The following is a 17,577-nucleotide window of genomic DNA, read 5'->3' on the forward strand; positions in this document are numbered from 1 at the left end:
CCCCCTCCGAATGTTCGCTCGCCGGCTTCGCGACGCGGCTATCGAGCCTCGCTCGAAACGGCCTTTCTCGATCATCCCGATCCCGGTTCGTTCGGACAGCACGGGATCATCCGTCACAATTCAGTTTGGAGGCACGTCGCGCGTCCGAACGCTCGTTTCGCCGGGTCCGACGTGTCGATTTATTAGGATTTGTTAGTTTCTATGCCTCGGATCAGAGGTCCGACGACGAGGCGGCCATGTTGATTCCGCGGCTCCTCCGCCGCCTCCGCGCCTTCTACGTCGTGCAGGAGAACGATCCCGTTCTGGCGGCAGCGCAGTTCCAGGCGCTCGCACGGCAGATCCTGATCCTCTACGCGATCCTCGGTCTGAACGTGGTCACGCTGGCCTATACGCATCACGGGCTCGCGCCCGCGGGGCTGATCCTCGGGCCGCCCGTGCTGCTGATCGCGATCGTCGCGCTGCGTTCGCTGGCCTGGATACGCGCCGTTCGGCAACCGTCCCAGGGGCCGGAAACCTTCGCCCGTCTGCAGGCCATCAACCTCTGGACCCTGCTGCTCGGGATCGGCCTCTCGATCTGGGCGGCGACGCTGATGGCCTATGGCGGCCTCGCCGAGAACATGCACGGGCTGTTCTTTCTCACCGTCACCATGATGGTCTGCGTGCAGTGCCTCATGCATCTGCGCACCGCCGCCCGCCTCCTCACGACGATCGCCATCCCTTTCAGCCTCTACTTCCTCGTCTACGGTGCGCCGCTCCTGCAGGTGACCATCATCAACTACGTGTTCGTTCTGATCGGCATGACGATGATGCAGAAGTTCGCCTACGGCGACTTCCGCCGGCTCGTCGCCCTGACCGCGGAGAACGGCCGGCTCGCCCATACCGACGCGCTGACGGGCCTACCCAACCGCCGCTCCTTCGTGGCGCGGCTGGAGGCGACCGCCGAACGAGCCCAGGCGCAGGGCGGGTGCTTCGGCCTCGGCGTGATCGATCTCGACGGCTTCAAGCCGGTCAACGACAGCCTGGGCCATGGCGCCGGCGACGCGGTGCTGCGGGAGGTGGCCCGGCGCCTGGAGCGGGCGGGCCTGGGCTGGGTGGCCCGCCTCGGCGGCGACGAGTTCGGCCTCATCGTCGAGGCGGATGCCGATCTCGACGCCCTGGGCCGGCAGCTCTGCGCCCTGCTGCGCGAGCCCTACCTCATCCGGGAGGGGCACGCGCAGATCGGCGCCTCGATCGGCTTCGCGCGCTTCCCCGAAGCCGCCCTGAGCGCCGACAGCCTGATGGAGCGGGCGGATTTCGCGCTCTACCGCGCCAAGGTCCGCTGCCGCGGCACGGCCGTGTGCTTCGCGCCCCGGCACGAGGCGCAGCTGCGCCGTCAGGCCGCCGTCGAGCAGGCCCTGCGGCGGGCCGATCTCGCCACCGAGTTCCACCTGCACTACCAGCCGATCGTGGATGCGGCGAGTGGGCGCGTCGAGGCCTACGAGGCGCTGGCGCGATGGAACAGCCCGACCCTGGGTTCCGTCTCCCCGGCCGACTTCATCCTGGTGGCCGAGCGCAGCGGCTTCATCCGCGACCTGACCCGAGCCATGCTCGGGCAGGCCCTCGACACGATGCGGGACTGGCCGGCTGACCGTCGGCTCTCGTTCAACCTCTCGGCCCACGACCTCGCCGCGCCCGAGACGGTCGATCAGCTCATCGCCCTCGTCGTGGAGAGCGGCGTTGATCCGAGCCGGATCGTCTTCGAGGTGACCGAGAGCGGCCTCATGCGTGATCTGGGCGATGCCCGCCGGGTGCTGATCTCCCTCAAGGCGCTCGGGGTGCGCATCGCCCTCGACGATTTCGGGACGGGCTATTCCAGCCTGAGCTACCTGCACCGGCTGCCGGTCGATCGGCTGAAGATCGACCGGAGCTTCGTCACCCAGTGTGCGGAGGATGCGACCGCCCTGAACATCGTCCGCTCGATCCTGGATCTGTGCCGCCACCTCGCCCTCGACTGCGTCGTGGAAGGGGTGGAGACGCGCGAGCAGATGCAGCTCCTGCACTCGGTCGGCTGCCGCTCGATGCAGGGCTACCTGTTTCACAAGCCGATGCCGGCGGCCGAGATCGCGGCTTTCGAGGCCGCGTCGCAGGCCGCGATCGGAGCGAATGCGGAGGTCCATCCCGTCGCGGCCTGATCGCGGAACGGCGACGGGGCGGGATCCCTCGGATAGTCTGCGCGGCCCCTCTCCGAGCCGCGAGCCGAACCATGTCCCTGACCGTTCCCGTCATCCTCGGATCCGTGCGTGCCGACCGCGCCGGCATCCGCGCCGCCCGCTTCCTCGTGGCGCAGCTCGAAGCCCGCGGCCACGCGGCGCCGCTGGTCGATCCGGCCGAGCTGCAGCTTCCGCTGCTCGACCGGATGTACAAGGAATACCCGAAGGGCGAGGCGCCCGAGCCGCTGGAGCGGCTGGCGGCGCTCTACCGCCGGGCGGATGCCTTCGTGGTGGTCTCGGCCGAGTACAACCACTCCATCCCGCCCGCGCTTTCCAACACCCTCGACCACTTCCTGGAGGAGTATTTCTGGCGGCCGTCCGGCATCGTCTGCTACTCGGCCGGGCAGTACGGCGGGGTGCGCGCGGCGATGCAGCTGCGGGCGATGCTGGCCGAACTCGGCACGCCGAGCATCCCCTCGCTGCTGCCGATCCCGCGCGTCCAGAAGGCGCTGAGCGAGGCGGGCGAGCCCGCCGAGGATTGGCTCGGCCGCGCCGCCAAGAAGTTCCTCGACGAACTCAGTTGGTACGCCGAGGCGCTCAAGGCGCAGCGCGCGGGCGGCACGCCGTACTGAACCCTGCTCTTGGCATTCCGTTTGCCCATCGCAAGGGCTGAGCGGATGCGGAGGGACGGCGAATGAACGCGAGCGTGGAGCGAGTCGGCGAAGCCCTGGCGGAGCTGATCAAGGCGGCCCTGGTCTCGGATGACCGCCGCAGCCTCGGCTTCCGCGAGGCGGCGGCCGCGCGGCTCGCCTCCCTCGCGGCCGATCCGCCGGGACCGGACACGGTGCGGATCGACGGAGCCTGGACCCTGGCGGTCCGTGCCGCCGAGGCGCCCGAGCTCCAACCGGAGGAGGGGCGGGTGAACCTGACCCTGCCGCGGGCCGCGCCCTTCAGCCTCGCCGAACTGGTGCGAGCCGATTTCGACGTGGACGCGGCGGTCGAGACGATCCGCAAATCCGCCTCAACGGGCTGACCGGATCGTCGAACCTGTTCACGGGGAACGCGGCGGCGTTGTCGCGGCGGGGGCAAGAGCCCATCTTCGAGGGACGCCGGGATCGTCAACGGTCTCTCCCGCATCGAAGAATCCTGCGCGCCGGACCCGTTCGGACCGGCGCGGCGAGCCCTGCCCTTGGCCAGACGCATCAATCCGCAAGCGGGTCCGCCCGTTCTTCCCACCCGCGAGCAGATCCTCGCCTTCATCGCCGACACGCCCGGAACGGTCGGCAAGCGCGAGATCGCCAAGGCCTTCGGCCTGAAGGGCGCCGACAAGATCGGGCTCAAGGCGATCCTGAAGCAGATCGAGGAGGAGGGGGCGCTGGATCGCGGCCGGGGCGGTTTGCGCAAGGGCGGCAGCCTGCCCCCCGTCGTGCTCGCCGACATTTCCTCTCGGGACCGGGACGGCGACCTCGTGGCCCGTCCGGCCCAGTGGGACGGGGAGGGCGAGGCGCCCAGGATCGTCGTGGAGCTGCCTCGCGGCGGGCGCAAGGGCAACCGACCGGCCCCCGGCCTCGGCGATCGGGCCCTGATCCGCGTCGCGCCGGACCCGGAGGCGCCGGGCCGCTATACCGGCCGCGTCGTCAAGGTGATCGGCAAGAACCGCGCGGAGGTGATCGGCGTCTATCGCGCCGGCCGCGACGGCGGGCGCATCCTGCCGGTGGAGAAGAAGTCGCAGGGGCGTGAGATCGCGATCCCTGCCGGCGAGGAGGGGGAGGCCCGCGACGGGGATCTCGTCAGCGTCGCGGTGGAGCGCGAGACCCGCTTCGGCCTGCCCCGCGGCCGGGTGACCGAGCGCCTCGGCTCGCTCGGCTCGGAGAAGGCGGTCAGTCTGATCGCCCTGCACATCCACAACATCCCCCACGTCTTCCCCAAGGACGTGCTGGCGGAGGCCGACGAGGCCAAGCGGGCGACCAAGCGCGGTCGCGAGGATTGGCGCGAGGCGCCGCTGGTCACGATCGACCCGCCGGACGCCAAGGACCATGACGATGCGGTGATGGCCGAGGCCGATCCCGATCCGGCCAACGAGGGCGGCTTCGTCGTCACCGTCGCGATCGCCGACGTGGCGGCCTATATCCGGCCGGGCTCGGCCCTCGACCGCGAGGCCATGCTGCGGGGCAATTCGGTCTACTTCCCCGACCGGGTGGTGCCGATGCTGCCCGAGCGCATCTCGAACGACCTCTGCTCCCTGCGCCAGGGCGAGGACCGGCCGGCGCTGGCCGTGCGCATGACCATCGGCGCCGACGGGGTGAAGCGCGGCCACAGCTTCCACCGCATCCTGATGCGCTCCCACGCCAAGCTCGCCTACGCCCAGGCGCAGGCGGCCATCGACGGTCACCCCGACGAGACCACCGGGCCGATCCTGGAGCGTGCGCTCCGCCCGCTCTACGCGGCCTACGCCGCGATGAAGCGGGCCCGCGACGATCGCGGGCCGCTGGCCCTCGACCTGCCGGAGCGCAAGGTGCTGCTCAACGCCGAGGGCGGCGTCGACCGGGTGATCGTGCCGGAGCGCCTGGAGGCGCACCGGCTGATCGAGGAGTTCATGATCCAGGCCAACGTGGCCGCGGCCGAGACCCTGGAGAAGGCGGGCTCCCCCCTGATCTACCGGGTCCACGACGAGCCGGCGCTGGAGAAGATGCGGGCGCTCGGGGAGGTGCTCGCCTCGGTCGGCATCAAGATGACCAAGGCCGGGGCGCTCCGGCCGGACCTGTTCAACCGCATTCTCGCCCAGGTGGCCGAGAGCGAGCACGCGCCCTTCATCAACGAGGTCGTGCTGCGTTCGCAGGCACAGGCGGTCTACGCTGCACAGAATCTGGGCCATTTCGGCCTGAACCTGCGCCGCTACGCCCACTTCACCTCGCCGATCCGCCGCTACGCCGACCTCATCGTCCACCGCGCCCTCGTGCGTGCCTGCGGATTGGGCAAGGACGGCCTGCCCGGCGACACCACGCCGGGCATGCTCGATGCCGTTTCCGAGCAGATCTCGGCGGCCGAGCGCCGGGCGATGGCAGCCGAGCGCGAGACCATCGACCGGCTCATCGCCGGCTACCTCGCCGACCGGGTGGGCGCCACCTTCTCGGGCCGCATCTCCGGGGTGACGCGCTCCGGGCTGTTCGTGAAGCTCGCCGAGACCGGCGCGGACGGCTTCGTGCCGGTCTCCACCATCGGCGCCGAGTATTTCCGCCACGACGAGGCCCTGCACGCCCTCGTCGGCGACCGCAGCGGCGAGACCTACCGCCTCGGCGACACGGTCGAGGTGCGCCTCGTGGAGGCGGCGGCGACCGCCGGCGCCCTGCGCTTCGAGATTCTGTCGGAGGGGCGCAGCCGTTCGGGCGCCAAGCGGACCGGCACCAAGACGAGGCCGAGCAAGGCCGCGGTCGCCGCCAAGGCGAAGGCGCGTAAGGGCAAGGCCTCCGTAGGCAAGGCTTTCGCGGGCAAGGCATCCTCCGGCAAAGAATCCTCCGGCAAGGCGCGGCCCGGCACGCCGCCCGCACCCGAGGGCGACGGGTCGCGGCGCCATCGCGGCTCGCGCCGCTGAGCGGAAGAGGCTAGGCTCTGCCCATGGAAACGCACACCTTTCCCCCGCCGGAGCCGACCCAGCCGGATCGCACGCGGCTGACCCTGGCCATGGCCCGCGGCTTCCTCAACCGCTGCCCGCATTGCGGCAAGGGCCACGTCTTCGGTCGCTTCCTCAAGGTGCGGCCGGCCTGCGAGGCCTGCGGCCTGGAGATGGAGGGGCACCGGGCCGACGACCTGCCGCCCTACCTCGTGATCTTCCTCGTGGGCCACATCGTCGGCTATCTCGTGCTCGAGTTCGAGATGGGCTACGACGTGCCGCTCTGGATCTCCCTGACCGTCTGGCCGCTGCTGACCCTGGTCCTGGCGCTCGGGCTGCTCCAGCCGGTCAAGGGCGCGGTGATCGGCCTGCAGTACAATTTCGGCATGCACGGCTTCGGCAAGGCGCCCCCCGCGCTCGGCGGGACCGGCACGGGGGAGAGACGGGGCGGTGAGGCAGGAAGCAGAACGGGCAGCGCCCCCGGACTCGGACCGGCCTGAGGAGGCGACGCCCGTCCGCAGGGCGGTGACGCTGCGCCCGCGCGACGCGGCGACCCTCATCCTCCTCGACCGATCCCGGAAGAAGCTCCGGGTGCTGATGGGCCGGCGCCATGCCGGGCTCGCCTTCATGGGCGGCAAGTTCGTCTTTCCCGGCGGGCGTACCGAGCCGGTCGACCGCCGCATGCCCGTGGCCGGCGCCCTCTCGCAGCGGGCCGACGACGCCCTGCGCGCCAAGCTGCCCCGCGCGCCGCACCATCTCGGCCGCTCGCTCGCGCTGGCCGCGATCCGCGAGACCTTCGAGGAGACCGGGCTTCTCATCGGCACCCGCGATTACGGCCCGCCGGAGGCCACGCCGGAGGGCGCATGGCAGGCCTTTGCCGAGGAGGGCGTGATGCCCGACCTCGAAGCCCTGCATCTGGTGGCCCGGGCGATCACGCCGCCCAAGCGTGCCCGCCGCTTCGACACCCGCTTCTTCGCCGTCGATCGCAAGGGGGTGGCCGCCGAGCGGTCCGGCATCGTGGGACCGGATTCGGAACTGACCGAACTCGCCTGGGTCGATCTCGACGCCGCCCGCAAGCTCGACCTGCCGCGCATCACCCGCGTCATCCTCGACGACCTCGAAGCGGCGGCCGCCGCCGGCTTCCCGCCCTACCGGCCGATCCCGTTCTATTTCGAGCGCCGCGGCAAGGGGCTGCGGGAGGAGATCTGAGGGGCGGCACGTTCCGCTCCATCGCGTTCGCAAAGATTGATCGCGCGCAATGCATTTGCGCTTCCTTAAGCGGTTCGGGTCATCTGTCGGCTGCCACCGACGACAGGATGCCTGATGTTCTCCGCCGCGCGCCGCTCCGATGCGGCGGCCATGGTCGACGCCCTCCACCGCTCGCAAGCGGTCATCACCTTCGCCCTCGATGGGACGGTGCTGGACGCCAACGACAACTTCCTCGCCCTGATGGGCTACGCGCTGGCCGAGGTGCGGGGGCGGCATCACCGTCTGTTCGTCGAACCGCAGGAGGCGCAGGGTACGGAGTACGCGGCGTTCTGGCAGCGGCTGCGGGACGGGACCTTCCAGGCCGCGGAGTACCGGCGGATCGCGCGCGACGGGCGCGCGGTCTGGATTCGTGCGACCTACAATCCAGTCCTCGACCGGCGCGGCCGGGTGGTGAAGATCGTCAAGTTCGCCCTCGACGTGACCGCCGAGCGGCTCGCCGCGGCCGAGTCGGCGGGGCAGATCGCCGCGATCGGCCGCTCGCAGGCGGTGATCCAGTTCGATCTCGACGGAACGATCCGCAGCGCCAACGCCAACTTCCTCGACGCCCTGGGTTACGCCGCGCACGAGGTCGAGGGCCGTCATCACAGCCTCTTCGTGAGGCCGGACGAGGCTGCCTCGTCCGAGTACCGAGCCTTCTGGCAGGCGCTCGCCCGCGGCGAGTACCGCTCCGGCGAGTATCTTCGCATCGGCAAGGACGGGCGCGAGGTCTGGATCCAGGCGACCTACAATCCGATCCTCGATCTCGGCGGGCGCCCGTTCAAGGTGGTGAAGTACGCCTCCGACATCACCGAGGCCAAGCGCGTCGCCGCGGACATGGCGGGCAAGGTCGAGGCGGCGCGCCGCTCGCAGGCGGTGATCGAGTTCGCCATGGACGGCACCGTCCTCGACGCCAACGACAACTTCCTGAATGCGCTGGGCTACACGCTCGACGAGGTGCGGGGGCGCCACCACCGTCTGTTCGTCACGCCGGCCACGGCCGAGAGCCGGGCCTATGCCGCGTTCTGGGAGACGCTGCGGGCAGGGCGCTTCACCTCGGCCGTCTACCAGCGGGTCGGCAAGGGCGGGCGCGAAGTCTGGATCCAGGCCTCCTACAATCCCGTTTTCGACGCCGCGGGGCGCCCGTTCAAGGTCGTGAAATACGCCTTCGACATCACCCAGAGCATGTCGGTGCGCAGCAGCGCCCTCTCCATGGCGGAGCAGACGCTCGGCCGGGTGCGGGCCGTGGCCGCGGCCGCCGGGGAGATGCACCGCACCTCGGAGGCCATCGCCGAGCAGATGGATCGTTCGCACCGGGCGGTGGGCGACATCCAGGAGCGCATGAGCGCGGCCGGAACGCTTTCGACCAAGCTCGACGACGCGGCCGCCGCCATGTCCGGCGTGGTCGAGCTGATCACCTCCATCGCCGAGCAGATCAACCTGCTTGCCCTCAACGCGACCATCGAGGCGGCCCGGGCCGGGGCGGCGGGCCGCGGCTTCGCGGTGGTGGCCACCGAGGTGAAGAGCCTCGCGGAGCAGGCCCGCTCGGCCACCGCCCGCATCACCGGCGAGATCGGCGCGATGCAGGCGGTCTCACGGGATGTGGGCGGGGCGCTGACCTCGACCGCCGCCGTGGTCGACACGGTCCAGGGCTTCATCACGCAGACCACCGCCGCGAGCGCGCAGCAGCGCGCCGCCACTGGCCAGGTCAACGCCGACATGCAGGCCATGTCGGTCAGCGTCGCGGGCTTCGCGAGCAAGCTCGATGCCTGGAACGTCGGGCTGGAGGAGCGCCGGGGCAACGAGCGGGTTCGCACGTCGCTGCAGGGCCGGATCGAACTCGTCCCCGAACGCGGCGCCGGTGGGGGCCAAGCGCGGAGCCTGCCCTGCACGATCCTCAACATCTCGGAGGGCGGGGCCAAGCTCGCCGTCGCGGCGGACAGCCTGCCGGACACCTTCACCCTCCACATCGAGGGCGAGCCGCCCCGGCGCTGCCGCTGCATCCGCCGGGCCGAGGACGGGATCGGCGTTCGCTTCGTGGCCTGAGGACCGCCCGGCTATCCCTGCGCGTCGGCCACGAGGGCGGCCAGCCCCTCCCGGTAGGTCGGGTAGGTCAGCTCCACGCCCAGTTCTTCGCGGATCAGGCGGTTTCGCACCCGCTTGTTCTCGCCGTAGAAGCTGCGCGCCATCGGGCTCAAGCGCGCGGTCTCGAAATCGACGGCCGGCGGCAGCGGCAGGCCGGTCAGCGCCGCGGCGTGCTCGATCACGGTCTGCGGCGGGGCCGGCTCGTCGTCGGTGACGTTGTAGACCGCCCCCGCCCGCGGCCGCGCGATCGAGGCGGCGAGCGTCGAGGCGATGTCGGCCACGTGGATGCGGTTGAACACTTGGTCCCGCTTGACGATGCGCTGGGTGCGCCCCTCGCGCAGCTTCACGATCGGGTTGCGGCCGGGGCCGTAGATGCCCGACAGGCGAAAGATCTGCACCGCTTTGCCGGTCTCGGCGCCGAGGGCGAGCCACGCCTCCTCGACGGCGAGCCGCTCGCGCGAGCGGGCGCTCTTCGGGGTGGCCGGAATCGTCTCGTCGATCCAGGCGCCGCCCTGATCGCCGTAGACGCCGATGGTCGAAAGGTAGCCGATCCAGCCGATGCGGCTCCCGGCGATGGTCTCGCGGTAGCGGTTCAGTGCGGTGTCGCCGTCCTGCCCCGGCGGGGCGGAGACGAGGAGGATGTCCGTGTCCGCCAGATCCTGCGCGATGCGGGGATCGTCGCTCTCCGGCCCGAAGGCGCGCACGCTGAATCCGGTCTCGGCGGCGAGGCTTTCTGCGCGCGCGGGCTCCGTCACCGTGGCCCGCACGGTGCCGAAGCGGGCCCGCTCGGTGTCCACGAAATGGCGGGCGGAGAAGCCGAGGCCGAAGACGAACAAGTTCATGCGGTGTCAGCTCTCCCGGGGGCTCGTCTCACCCATAGAGAGGCGGGCGGCGGCACGCCATTCCTCCCTCACATGCGCGTCCGCCTCGCGGCGTCCACGGCTCTCGAACAGGTCGCACAGGCGCTCTACCGATAGCAGCCGCCCGCAGGCCCAGACTGCGGCGCCGCGCACCACGGGATCCGGCTCGTTCAGGCAGGCCACGGCCTCTCCGGCGAGAGCCGTGTCATCCGAGTTGCCGATGGCGATCAGCACGTTGCGCAGGAAGCGGTCGCGGCCCGTGCGCTTGATCGGCGTGCCGGCGAAGCGCGCCCGGAAGCCCGCCTCGTCGAGGCGGGCCAACTCGGCGAGCGGCGGCGCGCAAAGATCCGCGCGGGCGGCCATGCGCGCCTCCCGCGCCGCGCCCGCGAACTTGTTCCAGGGGCAGACCGCGAGGCAGTCGTCGCAGCCGAACACCCGGTTGCCGATCTTCTCGCGGAATTCGACCGGGATCGGGCCGTGATGCTCGATGGTGAGGTAGGCGATGCAGCGCCGCGCATCGAGCCGGTAGGGCGCGGGGAAGGCGTCGGTCGGGCAGATGTCGAGGCAGCGGCGGCAGGAGCCGCAATGATCCACCTCGGCCGCATCGGGCGCGAGCTCGGCGCGGGCGAAGATCGCGCCGAGCATCAGCCAGTTGCCGTGCTCGCGCGAGATCAGCACCGTGTGCTTGCCCTGCCAGCCGAGACCGGCGGCCTGGGCCAGGGGTTTCTCCATCACGGGGGCGGTGTCGACGAAGACTTTCACCGGATGGCCGGATTTCGCCGCGAGGAAGCCGCCGAGTTCCTTCAGCTTGCCCTTGACGACCTCGTGGTAGTCGCGCCGCTGCGCGTAGGCCGCGATGGCCCCGCGATCCTTGAGGCGCACGAGGTCCAGGGGATCGCGCTCGGGCCCCGCATTCATGCCGAGCATGACGATGCTGCGGGTGTCGGCCCAGAGCGCGCTCGGCGCCGCGCGCTGCTCGGCGCGCTCCTCCATCCAATCCATCGTGCCGTGATGGCCGGCCGCGAGCCATTCGGGCAGCCGTTCGCGGAGATGCGGCACGGCGTCGGGGCGCGTCACGCGGAACGCTTCGAAGCCGAGGCGGCGCGCGCGCGCCTCGACGACCTCGCGCAGGACGCTGCCGGAGAGGACGGCCTTCTCGCTTTTCAGAAATCCAGATCCGCGTAGTGGGCCGCCGCCGGCATTCCCGGCGCCCGGTCGGCCAGGAGCGCGCGGAAGGACGGACGGGACTTCACCCGCGCGTACCAGTCCTTCGCCATCTCGTCCTCGTCCCATGGCACGTCGCCGAGATAATCCGCGCAGGAAAGATGGGCCGCCGCCGCCAGATCCGCATAGGTCAGGTCGTTGCCCGCGAGCCAGCGGCGCTGCCCGATCAGGTAACCGACATATTGGAGGTGATATCGCACGTTGGTGCGCGCCGCACGAATGGCGTTCATGTCCGGAGGGCCGCCCCCGGCGGCGCTCGACATGAAGCGCTTGTCGATCTTTTCCGTGACGAGATACTCGGTCACCTCGGCGTTGAACTTGACGAGGAACCAGTCGAGCAGGCGGCGCACCTCGACCCGGGCCGTGGTGGTGTCGGGCAGAAGGCGCCGGCCGGCGAGGCCCAGCCCCCGCGTCTCGTCGAGATATTCCGCGATCACCCCCGCGCCGGGGATGGCGAGGCCCGTCTGCTCCACCAGCACCGGCGTGGTGCCGGCGGGATTGACGACGAGGAACTCGCGGCGGCGCTCCCAGGCCCGCTCCTCCACGAGCACCGGTTCCATCCCCATCTCGGCCAGGACGAGCCGGATGAAGCGGGAGTTCGGGCAGAAGGGAGAGTGGTAGAGCGTCGCCATCGAGGCCGTGGTTCAGCGGGAAGAAGGCAGAGCCTGGGGCAGACCGTGCCGCACCGGCAAAATTGGGGCGACGCGCCAGGATTATTTGTTCATCGTTGCCACCTCATTAACAAACACGCTGCAACGCGGTAACCGCCCGTCAACCCTGCCGCCGCAAAGCTGCCGCACCGCCGTCGTCTGCCGCGCTCTCTGGAAAGCGCCGCTCCAATGGCGCGAACCACCGGCGCGGGGAACAGCAGGCTCATGGATCTCGTCCTGATCGCGAAGGCGCTCGTGCTCGCCGTGGTGGAGGGGGCCACCGAGTTCATCCCCGTCTCCTCGACTGGTCACCAGCTTCTGATCGGCCACTTCATCGGCTTTCACTCGCCCAACAACACTTTCGAGGTGCTGATCCAGCTGGGCGCGATCCTGGCGATCCTGTTCGCCTATTTCGGCAAGCTCTGGGGCATCGCCACCGCGCTTCCGAACGACCCGCGGGCGCGCCGCTTCGTTCTGGCGGTGCTGATCGCCTTCCTGCCCGCGGCGATCATCGGCGGCCTCTTCTCGAAATACATCAAGCTCTACCTGTTCAACCCCTGGATCGTCTGCGCGACCCTGGTCGCCGGCGGCCTCGTCCTGCTCGTCATCGACGACACGGTCGGCGAGCCGAAGGCGGCCCCCGGCGACGGGCCGACCGAGCATCCGCGCAAGACCGACGTGTTCGAGTTCAGCCTGCCGATGGCGTTCAAGATCGGGCTGTTTCAGTGCGTCGCGATGATCCCCGGCGTGTCCCGCTCGGGCGCCACCATCGTCGGCGCGATGCTGATGGGTGCTAGCAAGCGCTCGGCCACGGAGTTCTCGTTCTACCTCGCCATGCCGACCATGGCCGGCGCCTTCGCCAAGGACTTGCTCGACAACTACAAGAACCTCTCGTCCAACGACGCCCTGCTGATCGTCATCGGCTTCGTGGCGGCCTTCATCTCGGCGCTGATCGTGGTGCGCACGGTTCTGGACTACGTGTCCCGCCACGGATTCTGGCTGTTCGCGTGGTGGCGCATCATCGTCGGTTCCCTGGGCTTTGCCGGACTGATTATTTTTGGCTGAGCCTTCACGATTTTGAGCGAGGCGGGGGCGGTCACCCAGACTAAAGTCGGTTGTCGTTTCCCCGCTCCCCGTGCAAGGGCTGGCGGCAAAGCTGCCGCTTCCGTCAAGGAAGCGGATCGGAAACGCCGAACCGCCAGGGTCTCGCTCACAATGGAAGATCGTCCCCTCGCCGAATTGTTCGAGCCCGCGACCCGCGAGCGCTGGCGCAAGGCCGTCGACGCCGCTCTGAAGGGCGGCGACTTCGAGAAGCGCCTCGTCTCGAAGAGCGCCGACGGCCTGCGCATCGAACCGCTCTACGAGCCCGCCGCGCCCCTGGCCCAGCCGGTGCGGGCACCCGGCCCCTGGCGTCTGGCGCAGCGCATCGATCAACCCGACCCGGAGAAGGCGTCGGCCCAGGCGCTGGTCGATCTCGAGGGTGGCGCCGACGCCCTGGTCCTCGTCCATCGCGAGGCCCCGGCCGCCCGCGGCTTCGGCCTCGATCTCTCCTCGCTCGACGGGCTCGATGCGGCGCTGAAGAGCGTGATGCTGCCGCTGATCGCGCTGCGCCTCGATGCGGGGCCGGCGGGCTTCGAGACCGCCTCCCTGCTCAAGCAGCTGATCGAGCGCCGCGGCGACGATCCGGCCGCCCTCGACCTCGATCTCGGCCTCGACCCCCTCGGCACCCGCGCCGCCACCGGCCGGCTCGAGGCGGGCTGGGAAGCCCGGCTCTGCGAGACGGCGCGCGCCTTCGCGGGCGTCCGCGGCCGCGTGGCCCTGGCCGATGCGCGCCCCTACCACGAGGCCGGCGCCAGCGAGGTGCAGGAACTCGCCGCCGTGCTCGCCGCTGCCGTCGCTTATCTGAGGGCCCTGGAGGCGGGCGGTCACGATCTGGAGCGCGCGCGCGAACGGATCGCCGTGCTGCTGGTGGCGGATGCCGACGAATTCCTCACCGTCGCTAAGTTCCGGGCGATCCGACGCCTCTGGGCCCGCGTCGAAGAGGCTTGCGGCCTGGAGCCCAGGCCCCTGCGGGTGCTGGCCGAGACCGCGTGGCGGATGATGACCCGCCGCGACCCCTTCGTGAACATCCTGCGCACCACCATGGCGACCGCCTCGGCGGGGCTCGGCGGGGCCGATTCGGTCACCGCGCTGCCCTACACTCTGGCGCTCGGCCTGCCCGACGCCTTCGCCCGCCGCGTGGTGCGCAACAGCCAGATCGTGTTGGTCGAGGAATCGAACCTCGCCAGGGTCTCCGACCCGGCGGCCGGCGCCGGCGGCTTCGAGGCGCTGACCGCGGAACTGACCGAGAAGGCCTGGGTCGCGTTCCAGGAGATCGAGCGGGAGGGCGGCCTCGCCGCGAGCCTCGATTCCGGTGCCCTTGCGGGGCGGATCGCGGCGGTGGCCGAGTCGCGGGCGAGGGCGGTGGCGACCCGCCGGGAGCCGCTGACCGGCGCCAGCGAATTCCCCTTCCTCGCCGAGAAGCCGGTGACGGTGCTCGCGGACGCTCCGCAGGCGACGGCGCGTCCCGAGGGCGCCCTGCCGTCCGCACGCCTCGCCGAACCCTACGAGGCCCTGCGCGACGCCTCCGACGCGCGGCTCGCGGAGACGGGCCGGCGCCCGGCGGTGTTCCTGGCCAATCTCGGCCCCGTGGCCGTGCACAACGCCCGCTCGACCTTCGCTGCCAACGCCTTCGCCGCCGGCGGCATCGAGGCGATCGGCAACGACGGCTTCTCGGAGACGGCCGCGCTGGCCGAGGCGTTCAGGGCTTCGGGGGCACGGGTCGCCTGCCTGTGCTCCTCCGACAAGGTCTACGAGACCGAGGCCGCACCGGCCCTCGCGGCTCTGAAGGATGCCGGAGCCGGCACGATCTACCTCGCCGGGAAGCCGGCCGAGGCGGAGGCCCTGCGGCAGGCCGGCCTGCACGGCCTCCTGTTCGCGGGCTGCGACCTGCTCGCCCTGCTGCGGGAGGCGGCCGACCGGGCCAAGGACTGAGACAGGCCTCCGCTGCGTCTCGACGTGATGCCGCGCATCCCCGGGCAGGGTCACGGCGTCGCGGCCAACCTTGACTCTGCGGAGCCCGGGGCAATCTTTCGGCGAGCCGCGGCCATCCTGGCCACCCACAGCCGGACCATCATCTCCATGCACCTGCCGATCCTCGCCGCCGCCACTCTCGCCGCCGCCGTCGTCGGCATCGGGACAGCGGATGCGGCCAAGCGCAAGGTGCAGGTGCCGCACCGCTTCGACGGGCGCTGGAGCATCGAGGTCGTCACCCTCGACGGCCCCTGCGACCGAGCCTACCGCTACGGCGTGCAGATCCAGCGCGGCGAGGCCGTCTATGGCGGCGGCGATTTCGACATCAGTGGTCGCGTCGCCGCCAACGGCTCGGTGCGCGGCACCATCTCCCGCGACGGCAATGCGGCACAGGTGCTCGGCCGCCTGACGCCGCAGGGAACCGGCTCGGGCCGCTGGTCGACCGTCGGCGACAGCCTGATCCAGTGCAGCGGGAACTGGAACGCGACCCGGCGCGGCTGATCCATCTGTGGCAGTGCCGCGACAACCGCCGGCTTTCTCCGGCGGTGCCCCGAAAGGAGCCGGCCACTGCCCTAGATCCGGCCCTTTCCCCGGAGAACATGGACGGCGTTCGACCTCAGATCGAGACGCCCCATGAAAGCCGTGCTGTCTTTCGGCCTCGCCTTCGCCCTGCTGATCCCCGCGGCCGAGGCGCGCCCCGCCCGGCAACACGTGCCCGGCTCGTCGCATCCCGTACTGGCGCCCCTCGAAGAGGCGGCGACGGCCTGCTTTGCCGAGACGGTGATGTCGAATCCCAAGGCGATGCGCTTGGCGCGGGACGGCCGCTGGTACGAGGCGGCCGGCATCATCGGCTTCCTGTGCCGCCCGGAGGTCGACCGGATGGCGGTGGCCCATGACCGCATCTACGGCCGCGGGACCGGCGAGCGGTATTTCAAGGGGGCCTATGCCGGACATCTCGACAAGCAGCTCGCCACCCGCCTGCAGCCCCTGCTCGAGCCGAAGGCCGTGGCGAGCGCCGAGCCGCCCGCCGAGAAGCCGTCCCTGGCCCAGGATCGCGCGGATTCCGCGCCCGACGGCGCGGACCACTGAAGCGCAGGCAATCTAGCGGATTCGCCGCCAGGTCTGCCGCTTGCACAGCACGCTGAGGACGCAGCCCGCAACTTCGACGGTGTCGGGACCCTTCGGCGTGACGCTTCCGGCGTAGGTCTTGCCGTCTTTGGGGTTGTAGAGGCTGCCTTCGAACCCGTCGCCGCTCGGCGTCCCGGCCTGCATGATCTGGACGCCGACGAGCTTGCGGGTGCGCAGGGCCGGGTCGGGATTCTGCGCGTCGAGACCGCTGCCGGCGGTGCCCGCAATCGTCCCGCAATAGCCGCTGCCGCAGCGGGCGATGCGCACCGTCGAGCCCGCCGTCTCGGTCTGCCACAGCCCGGACAGGTCCGCTTTCTGCGCCAGGGCGCCCGTGCCGCTCGCCGTGAGCAGCAGAGCGGCGGCGAGCACCTGTCCCGTCGATCGGCATAGCCGGCCGGCACGAAGCATCGTCATTCGGTTCTCCTCCATTCCGGCCGTCTCCGCCGGATCGGTTCAGCGGTATGCGGGCGGTTCCGGTATCACAAGGAGGCGGTCGTCGCGCAGCAGGAGCAGAGCTCAAGCGAGACTGCGTCACGGACGCCGTCGGCTCGGAAAGGAAACGCCTCGGAAAATGCTTTCAAGACGAACGCCTTGACTTCGCCGCGTTCAGACGGCCTACGGCCTCTCGCGAGCCGGTACATATAGGGCAGGAGCGGCGGATGCAGGTGATCGAGACCGAGATCCCGGCGGTCAAGCGGGTGATCCCCAAGCGGCACGGCGACGACCGCGGCTGGTTTTCGGAGGTCTACCGCGCCGACCAACTGGCCGAGCACGGCATCACCAACCGCTTCCTGCAGGACAACCAGTCCTTCTCAGCGCCAGCCGGCACCCTCCGCGGCCTGCACTTCCAGGTGGCGCCCAACGCCCAGGCCAAGCTGATCCGGGTGCTCGCCGGTGCCATTCTGGATGTCGTCGTCGACATCCGCTCCGACTCGCCGAGCTATGGCCGCCACGTCGCCGTACGCCTCGACGCGGCCGGCGGCGAACAAATCTTCGTGCCCGCCGGCTTCGCCCACGGCTTCTGCACCCTGGAGCCCGACACCATGGTCGCCTACAAGGTCGATGCCTATTACAGCCCCGCCGACGATCGCAGCCTGCGCTGGAACGATCCGGCCATTGGCATCGCCTGGCCGGTGACGGAGGCCGACGCCATCCTCTCAGGCAAGGACAGGGTAGCCCCCTTCCTGGCCGATCTCGGCCGGGTATTCTGATCACGGTTGCAGGGCGTACCGGCCCGGCCGGCCAGTCCCGGCCTCAGATCGACACCACGGCACAGCAACTGCCTCTTCCGGCCGTGCGAAGAGGCAAGAATCGGCACCGACGGAGTTTGGACGGATGCGCATACTGGTGACGGGCGGCTGCGGCTTCATCGGCTCCGCCCTGGTGCTGCATCTGGTGCAGGACCTCGGCCACGAGGTTCTCACCCTCGACGCCCTGACCTACGCCGCCAACCCGATCTCGCTGCAGCCGCTGGCCGACGACCCGCGCCACCGCCTGGAGCAGGCCGACATCTG

The 17,577-nt window shown here is 70.6% G+C and carries 17 protein-coding genes; 13 read left to right on the forward strand and 4 right to left on the reverse strand.

What is annotated here, in order from left to right; all coding sequences use genetic code 11:
* Positions 1–236: 236 nt before the first annotated feature.
* The 7 genes from ACPCJR_RS21335 to ACPCJR_RS21365 all read left to right on the forward strand — a co-directional run bounded on the left by ACPCJR_RS21335 (position 237) and on the right by ACPCJR_RS21365 (position 9,090).
* The gene (locus ACPCJR_RS21335) at positions 237–2,171 is read left to right on the forward strand and encodes a putative bifunctional diguanylate cyclase/phosphodiesterase (RefSeq protein WP_391514852.1); all 1,935 of its coding nucleotides are present in this window, start codon (positions 237–239) and stop codon (positions 2,169–2,171) included.
* Between the two features lie 71 nt (positions 2,172–2,242).
* Positions 2,243–2,821 carry an NADPH-dependent FMN reductase gene (locus ACPCJR_RS21340; RefSeq protein ID WP_391514854.1) on the forward strand — a complete coding sequence of 193 codons (579 nt, stop codon included), beginning with the start codon at positions 2,243–2,245 and terminating at the stop codon, positions 2,819–2,821.
* Between the two features lie 62 nt (positions 2,822–2,883).
* Positions 2,884–3,222: a hypothetical protein gene (locus ACPCJR_RS21345; protein ID WP_391514856.1), complete on the forward strand. Its 339-nt coding sequence runs from the start codon at positions 2,884–2,886 to the stop codon at positions 3,220–3,222.
* 156 nt (positions 3,223–3,378) lie between these two features.
* Positions 3,379–5,781 (forward strand): ribonuclease R, encoded by a 2,403-nt coding sequence (rnr, locus tag ACPCJR_RS21350; RefSeq protein WP_391514858.1) that lies wholly within the window; start codon positions 3,379–3,381, stop codon positions 5,779–5,781.
* Positions 5,782–5,804: 23 nt separating this feature from the next.
* A complete protein-coding gene (locus ACPCJR_RS21355; RefSeq protein ID WP_391514859.1) occupies positions 5,805–6,299 on the forward strand; it encodes a DUF983 domain-containing protein in 495 nt (164 codons plus the stop codon).
* Positions 6,250–7,008, forward strand: coding sequence for an NUDIX hydrolase (locus tag ACPCJR_RS21360; protein WP_391514861.1), 759 nt, complete (start codon positions 6,250–6,252; stop codon positions 7,006–7,008). The genes ACPCJR_RS21355 and ACPCJR_RS21360 overlap by 50 nt, the downstream gene beginning before the upstream one ends.
* A gap of 114 nt (positions 7,009–7,122) precedes the next feature.
* The gene (locus ACPCJR_RS21365) at positions 7,123–9,090 is read left to right on the forward strand and encodes a methyl-accepting chemotaxis protein (protein ID WP_391514862.1); all 1,968 of its coding nucleotides are present in this window, start codon (positions 7,123–7,125) and stop codon (positions 9,088–9,090) included.
* Between the two features lie 11 nt (positions 9,091–9,101).
* On the opposite strand, the gene ACPCJR_RS21370 is transcribed toward ACPCJR_RS21365, so the two are convergent.
* Genes ACPCJR_RS21370 through ACPCJR_RS21380 form a run of 3 tightly spaced genes read right to left on the reverse strand, consistent with a single transcriptional unit; the run spans position 9,102 to position 11,845 of the window.
* A complete protein-coding gene (locus ACPCJR_RS21370) occupies positions 9,102–9,971 on the reverse strand; it encodes an SDR family oxidoreductase (RefSeq protein WP_391514864.1) in 870 nt (289 codons plus the stop codon).
* A gap of 6 nt (positions 9,972–9,977) precedes the next feature.
* Positions 9,978–11,120 (reverse strand): tRNA epoxyqueuosine(34) reductase QueG, encoded by a 1,143-nt coding sequence (queG, locus tag ACPCJR_RS21375; protein WP_391514880.1) that lies wholly within the window; start codon positions 11,118–11,120, stop codon positions 9,978–9,980.
* 32 nt (positions 11,121–11,152) lie between these two features.
* A complete protein-coding gene (locus ACPCJR_RS21380) occupies positions 11,153–11,845 on the reverse strand; it encodes a glutathione S-transferase family protein (RefSeq protein WP_110351496.1) in 693 nt (230 codons plus the stop codon).
* Between the two features lie 243 nt (positions 11,846–12,088).
* Here ACPCJR_RS21380 and ACPCJR_RS21385 point away from each other — a divergent pair, with 243 nt between their 5' ends.
* From ACPCJR_RS21385 to ACPCJR_RS21400, 4 genes are all read left to right on the forward strand, one after another.
* Positions 12,089–12,928, forward strand: a complete 840-nt coding sequence (locus ACPCJR_RS21385; RefSeq protein ID WP_391514866.1) for an undecaprenyl-diphosphate phosphatase — start codon at positions 12,089–12,091, stop codon at positions 12,926–12,928.
* Positions 12,929–13,078: 150 nt separating this feature from the next.
* The gene (locus ACPCJR_RS21390; protein WP_391514867.1) at positions 13,079–14,896 is read left to right on the forward strand and encodes a methylmalonyl-CoA mutase family protein; all 1,818 of its coding nucleotides are present in this window, start codon (positions 13,079–13,081) and stop codon (positions 14,894–14,896) included.
* A gap of 147 nt (positions 14,897–15,043) precedes the next feature.
* A complete protein-coding gene (locus ACPCJR_RS21395; RefSeq protein ID WP_391514869.1) occupies positions 15,044–15,436 on the forward strand; it encodes a hypothetical protein in 393 nt (130 codons plus the stop codon).
* Positions 15,437–15,568: 132 nt separating this feature from the next.
* Complete coding sequence (locus ACPCJR_RS21400) at positions 15,569–16,024, forward strand: hypothetical protein (protein WP_391514871.1); 456 nt, start codon at positions 15,569–15,571, stop codon at positions 16,022–16,024.
* A gap of 12 nt (positions 16,025–16,036) precedes the next feature.
* Here ACPCJR_RS21400 and ACPCJR_RS21405 read toward each other — a convergent pair whose 3' ends face one another.
* Positions 16,037–16,477 carry a DUF2147 domain-containing protein gene (locus tag ACPCJR_RS21405; protein ID WP_391514872.1) on the reverse strand — a complete coding sequence of 147 codons (441 nt, stop codon included), beginning with the start codon at positions 16,475–16,477 and terminating at the stop codon, positions 16,037–16,039.
* A gap of 245 nt (positions 16,478–16,722) precedes the next feature.
* Between ACPCJR_RS21405 and rfbC the strand changes: the two genes are divergently transcribed.
* Positions 16,723–17,274, forward strand: a complete 552-nt coding sequence (gene rfbC, locus ACPCJR_RS21410; RefSeq protein ID WP_391514873.1) for a dTDP-4-dehydrorhamnose 3,5-epimerase — start codon at positions 16,723–16,725, stop codon at positions 17,272–17,274.
* A gap of 124 nt (positions 17,275–17,398) precedes the next feature.
* Positions 17,399–17,577, forward strand: a 179-nt coding sequence (locus tag ACPCJR_RS21415; protein ID WP_391514882.1) for an NAD-dependent epimerase/dehydratase family protein, incomplete at its 3' end; no start/stop codon positions are given.

Source organism: Methylobacterium sp. NPDC097929 (genome assembly GCF_049543375.1).
Classification (GTDB): domain Bacteria; phylum Pseudomonadota; class Alphaproteobacteria; order Rhizobiales; family Beijerinckiaceae; genus Methylobacterium.

Coding starts and splice junctions, on each gene's coding strand:
- ACPCJR_RS21335 (WP_391514852.1), top strand. CDS start 237: ATGTTGATTCCGCGGCTCCTCCGCCGCCTCCGCGCCTTCTACGTCGTG.
- ACPCJR_RS21340 (WP_391514854.1), top strand. CDS start 2,243: ATGTCCCTGACCGTTCCCGTCATCCTCGGATCCGTGCGTGCCGACCGC.
- ACPCJR_RS21345 (WP_391514856.1), top strand. CDS start 2,884: ATGAACGCGAGCGTGGAGCGAGTCGGCGAAGCCCTGGCGGAGCTGATC.
- ACPCJR_RS21355 (WP_391514859.1), top strand. CDS start 5,805: ATGGAAACGCACACCTTTCCCCCGCCGGAGCCGACCCAGCCGGATCGC.
- ACPCJR_RS21365 (WP_391514862.1), top strand. CDS start 7,123: ATGTTCTCCGCCGCGCGCCGCTCCGATGCGGCGGCCATGGTCGACGCC.
- ACPCJR_RS21370 (WP_391514864.1), bottom strand. CDS start 9,971: ATGAACTTGTTCGTCTTCGGCCTCGGCTTCTCCGCCCGCCATTTCGTG.
- ACPCJR_RS21380 (WP_110351496.1), bottom strand. CDS start 11,845: ATGGCGACGCTCTACCACTCTCCCTTCTGCCCGAACTCCCGCTTCATC.
- ACPCJR_RS21385 (WP_391514866.1), top strand. CDS start 12,089: ATGGATCTCGTCCTGATCGCGAAGGCGCTCGTGCTCGCCGTGGTGGAG.
- ACPCJR_RS21390 (WP_391514867.1), top strand. CDS start 13,079: ATGGAAGATCGTCCCCTCGCCGAATTGTTCGAGCCCGCGACCCGCGAG.
- ACPCJR_RS21395 (WP_391514869.1), top strand. CDS start 15,044: ATGCACCTGCCGATCCTCGCCGCCGCCACTCTCGCCGCCGCCGTCGTC.
- ACPCJR_RS21400 (WP_391514871.1), top strand. CDS start 15,569: ATGAAAGCCGTGCTGTCTTTCGGCCTCGCCTTCGCCCTGCTGATCCCC.
- ACPCJR_RS21405 (WP_391514872.1), bottom strand. CDS start 16,477: ATGACGATGCTTCGTGCCGGCCGGCTATGCCGATCGACGGGACAGGTG.
- rfbC (WP_391514873.1), top strand. CDS start 16,723: ATGCAGGTGATCGAGACCGAGATCCCGGCGGTCAAGCGGGTGATCCCC.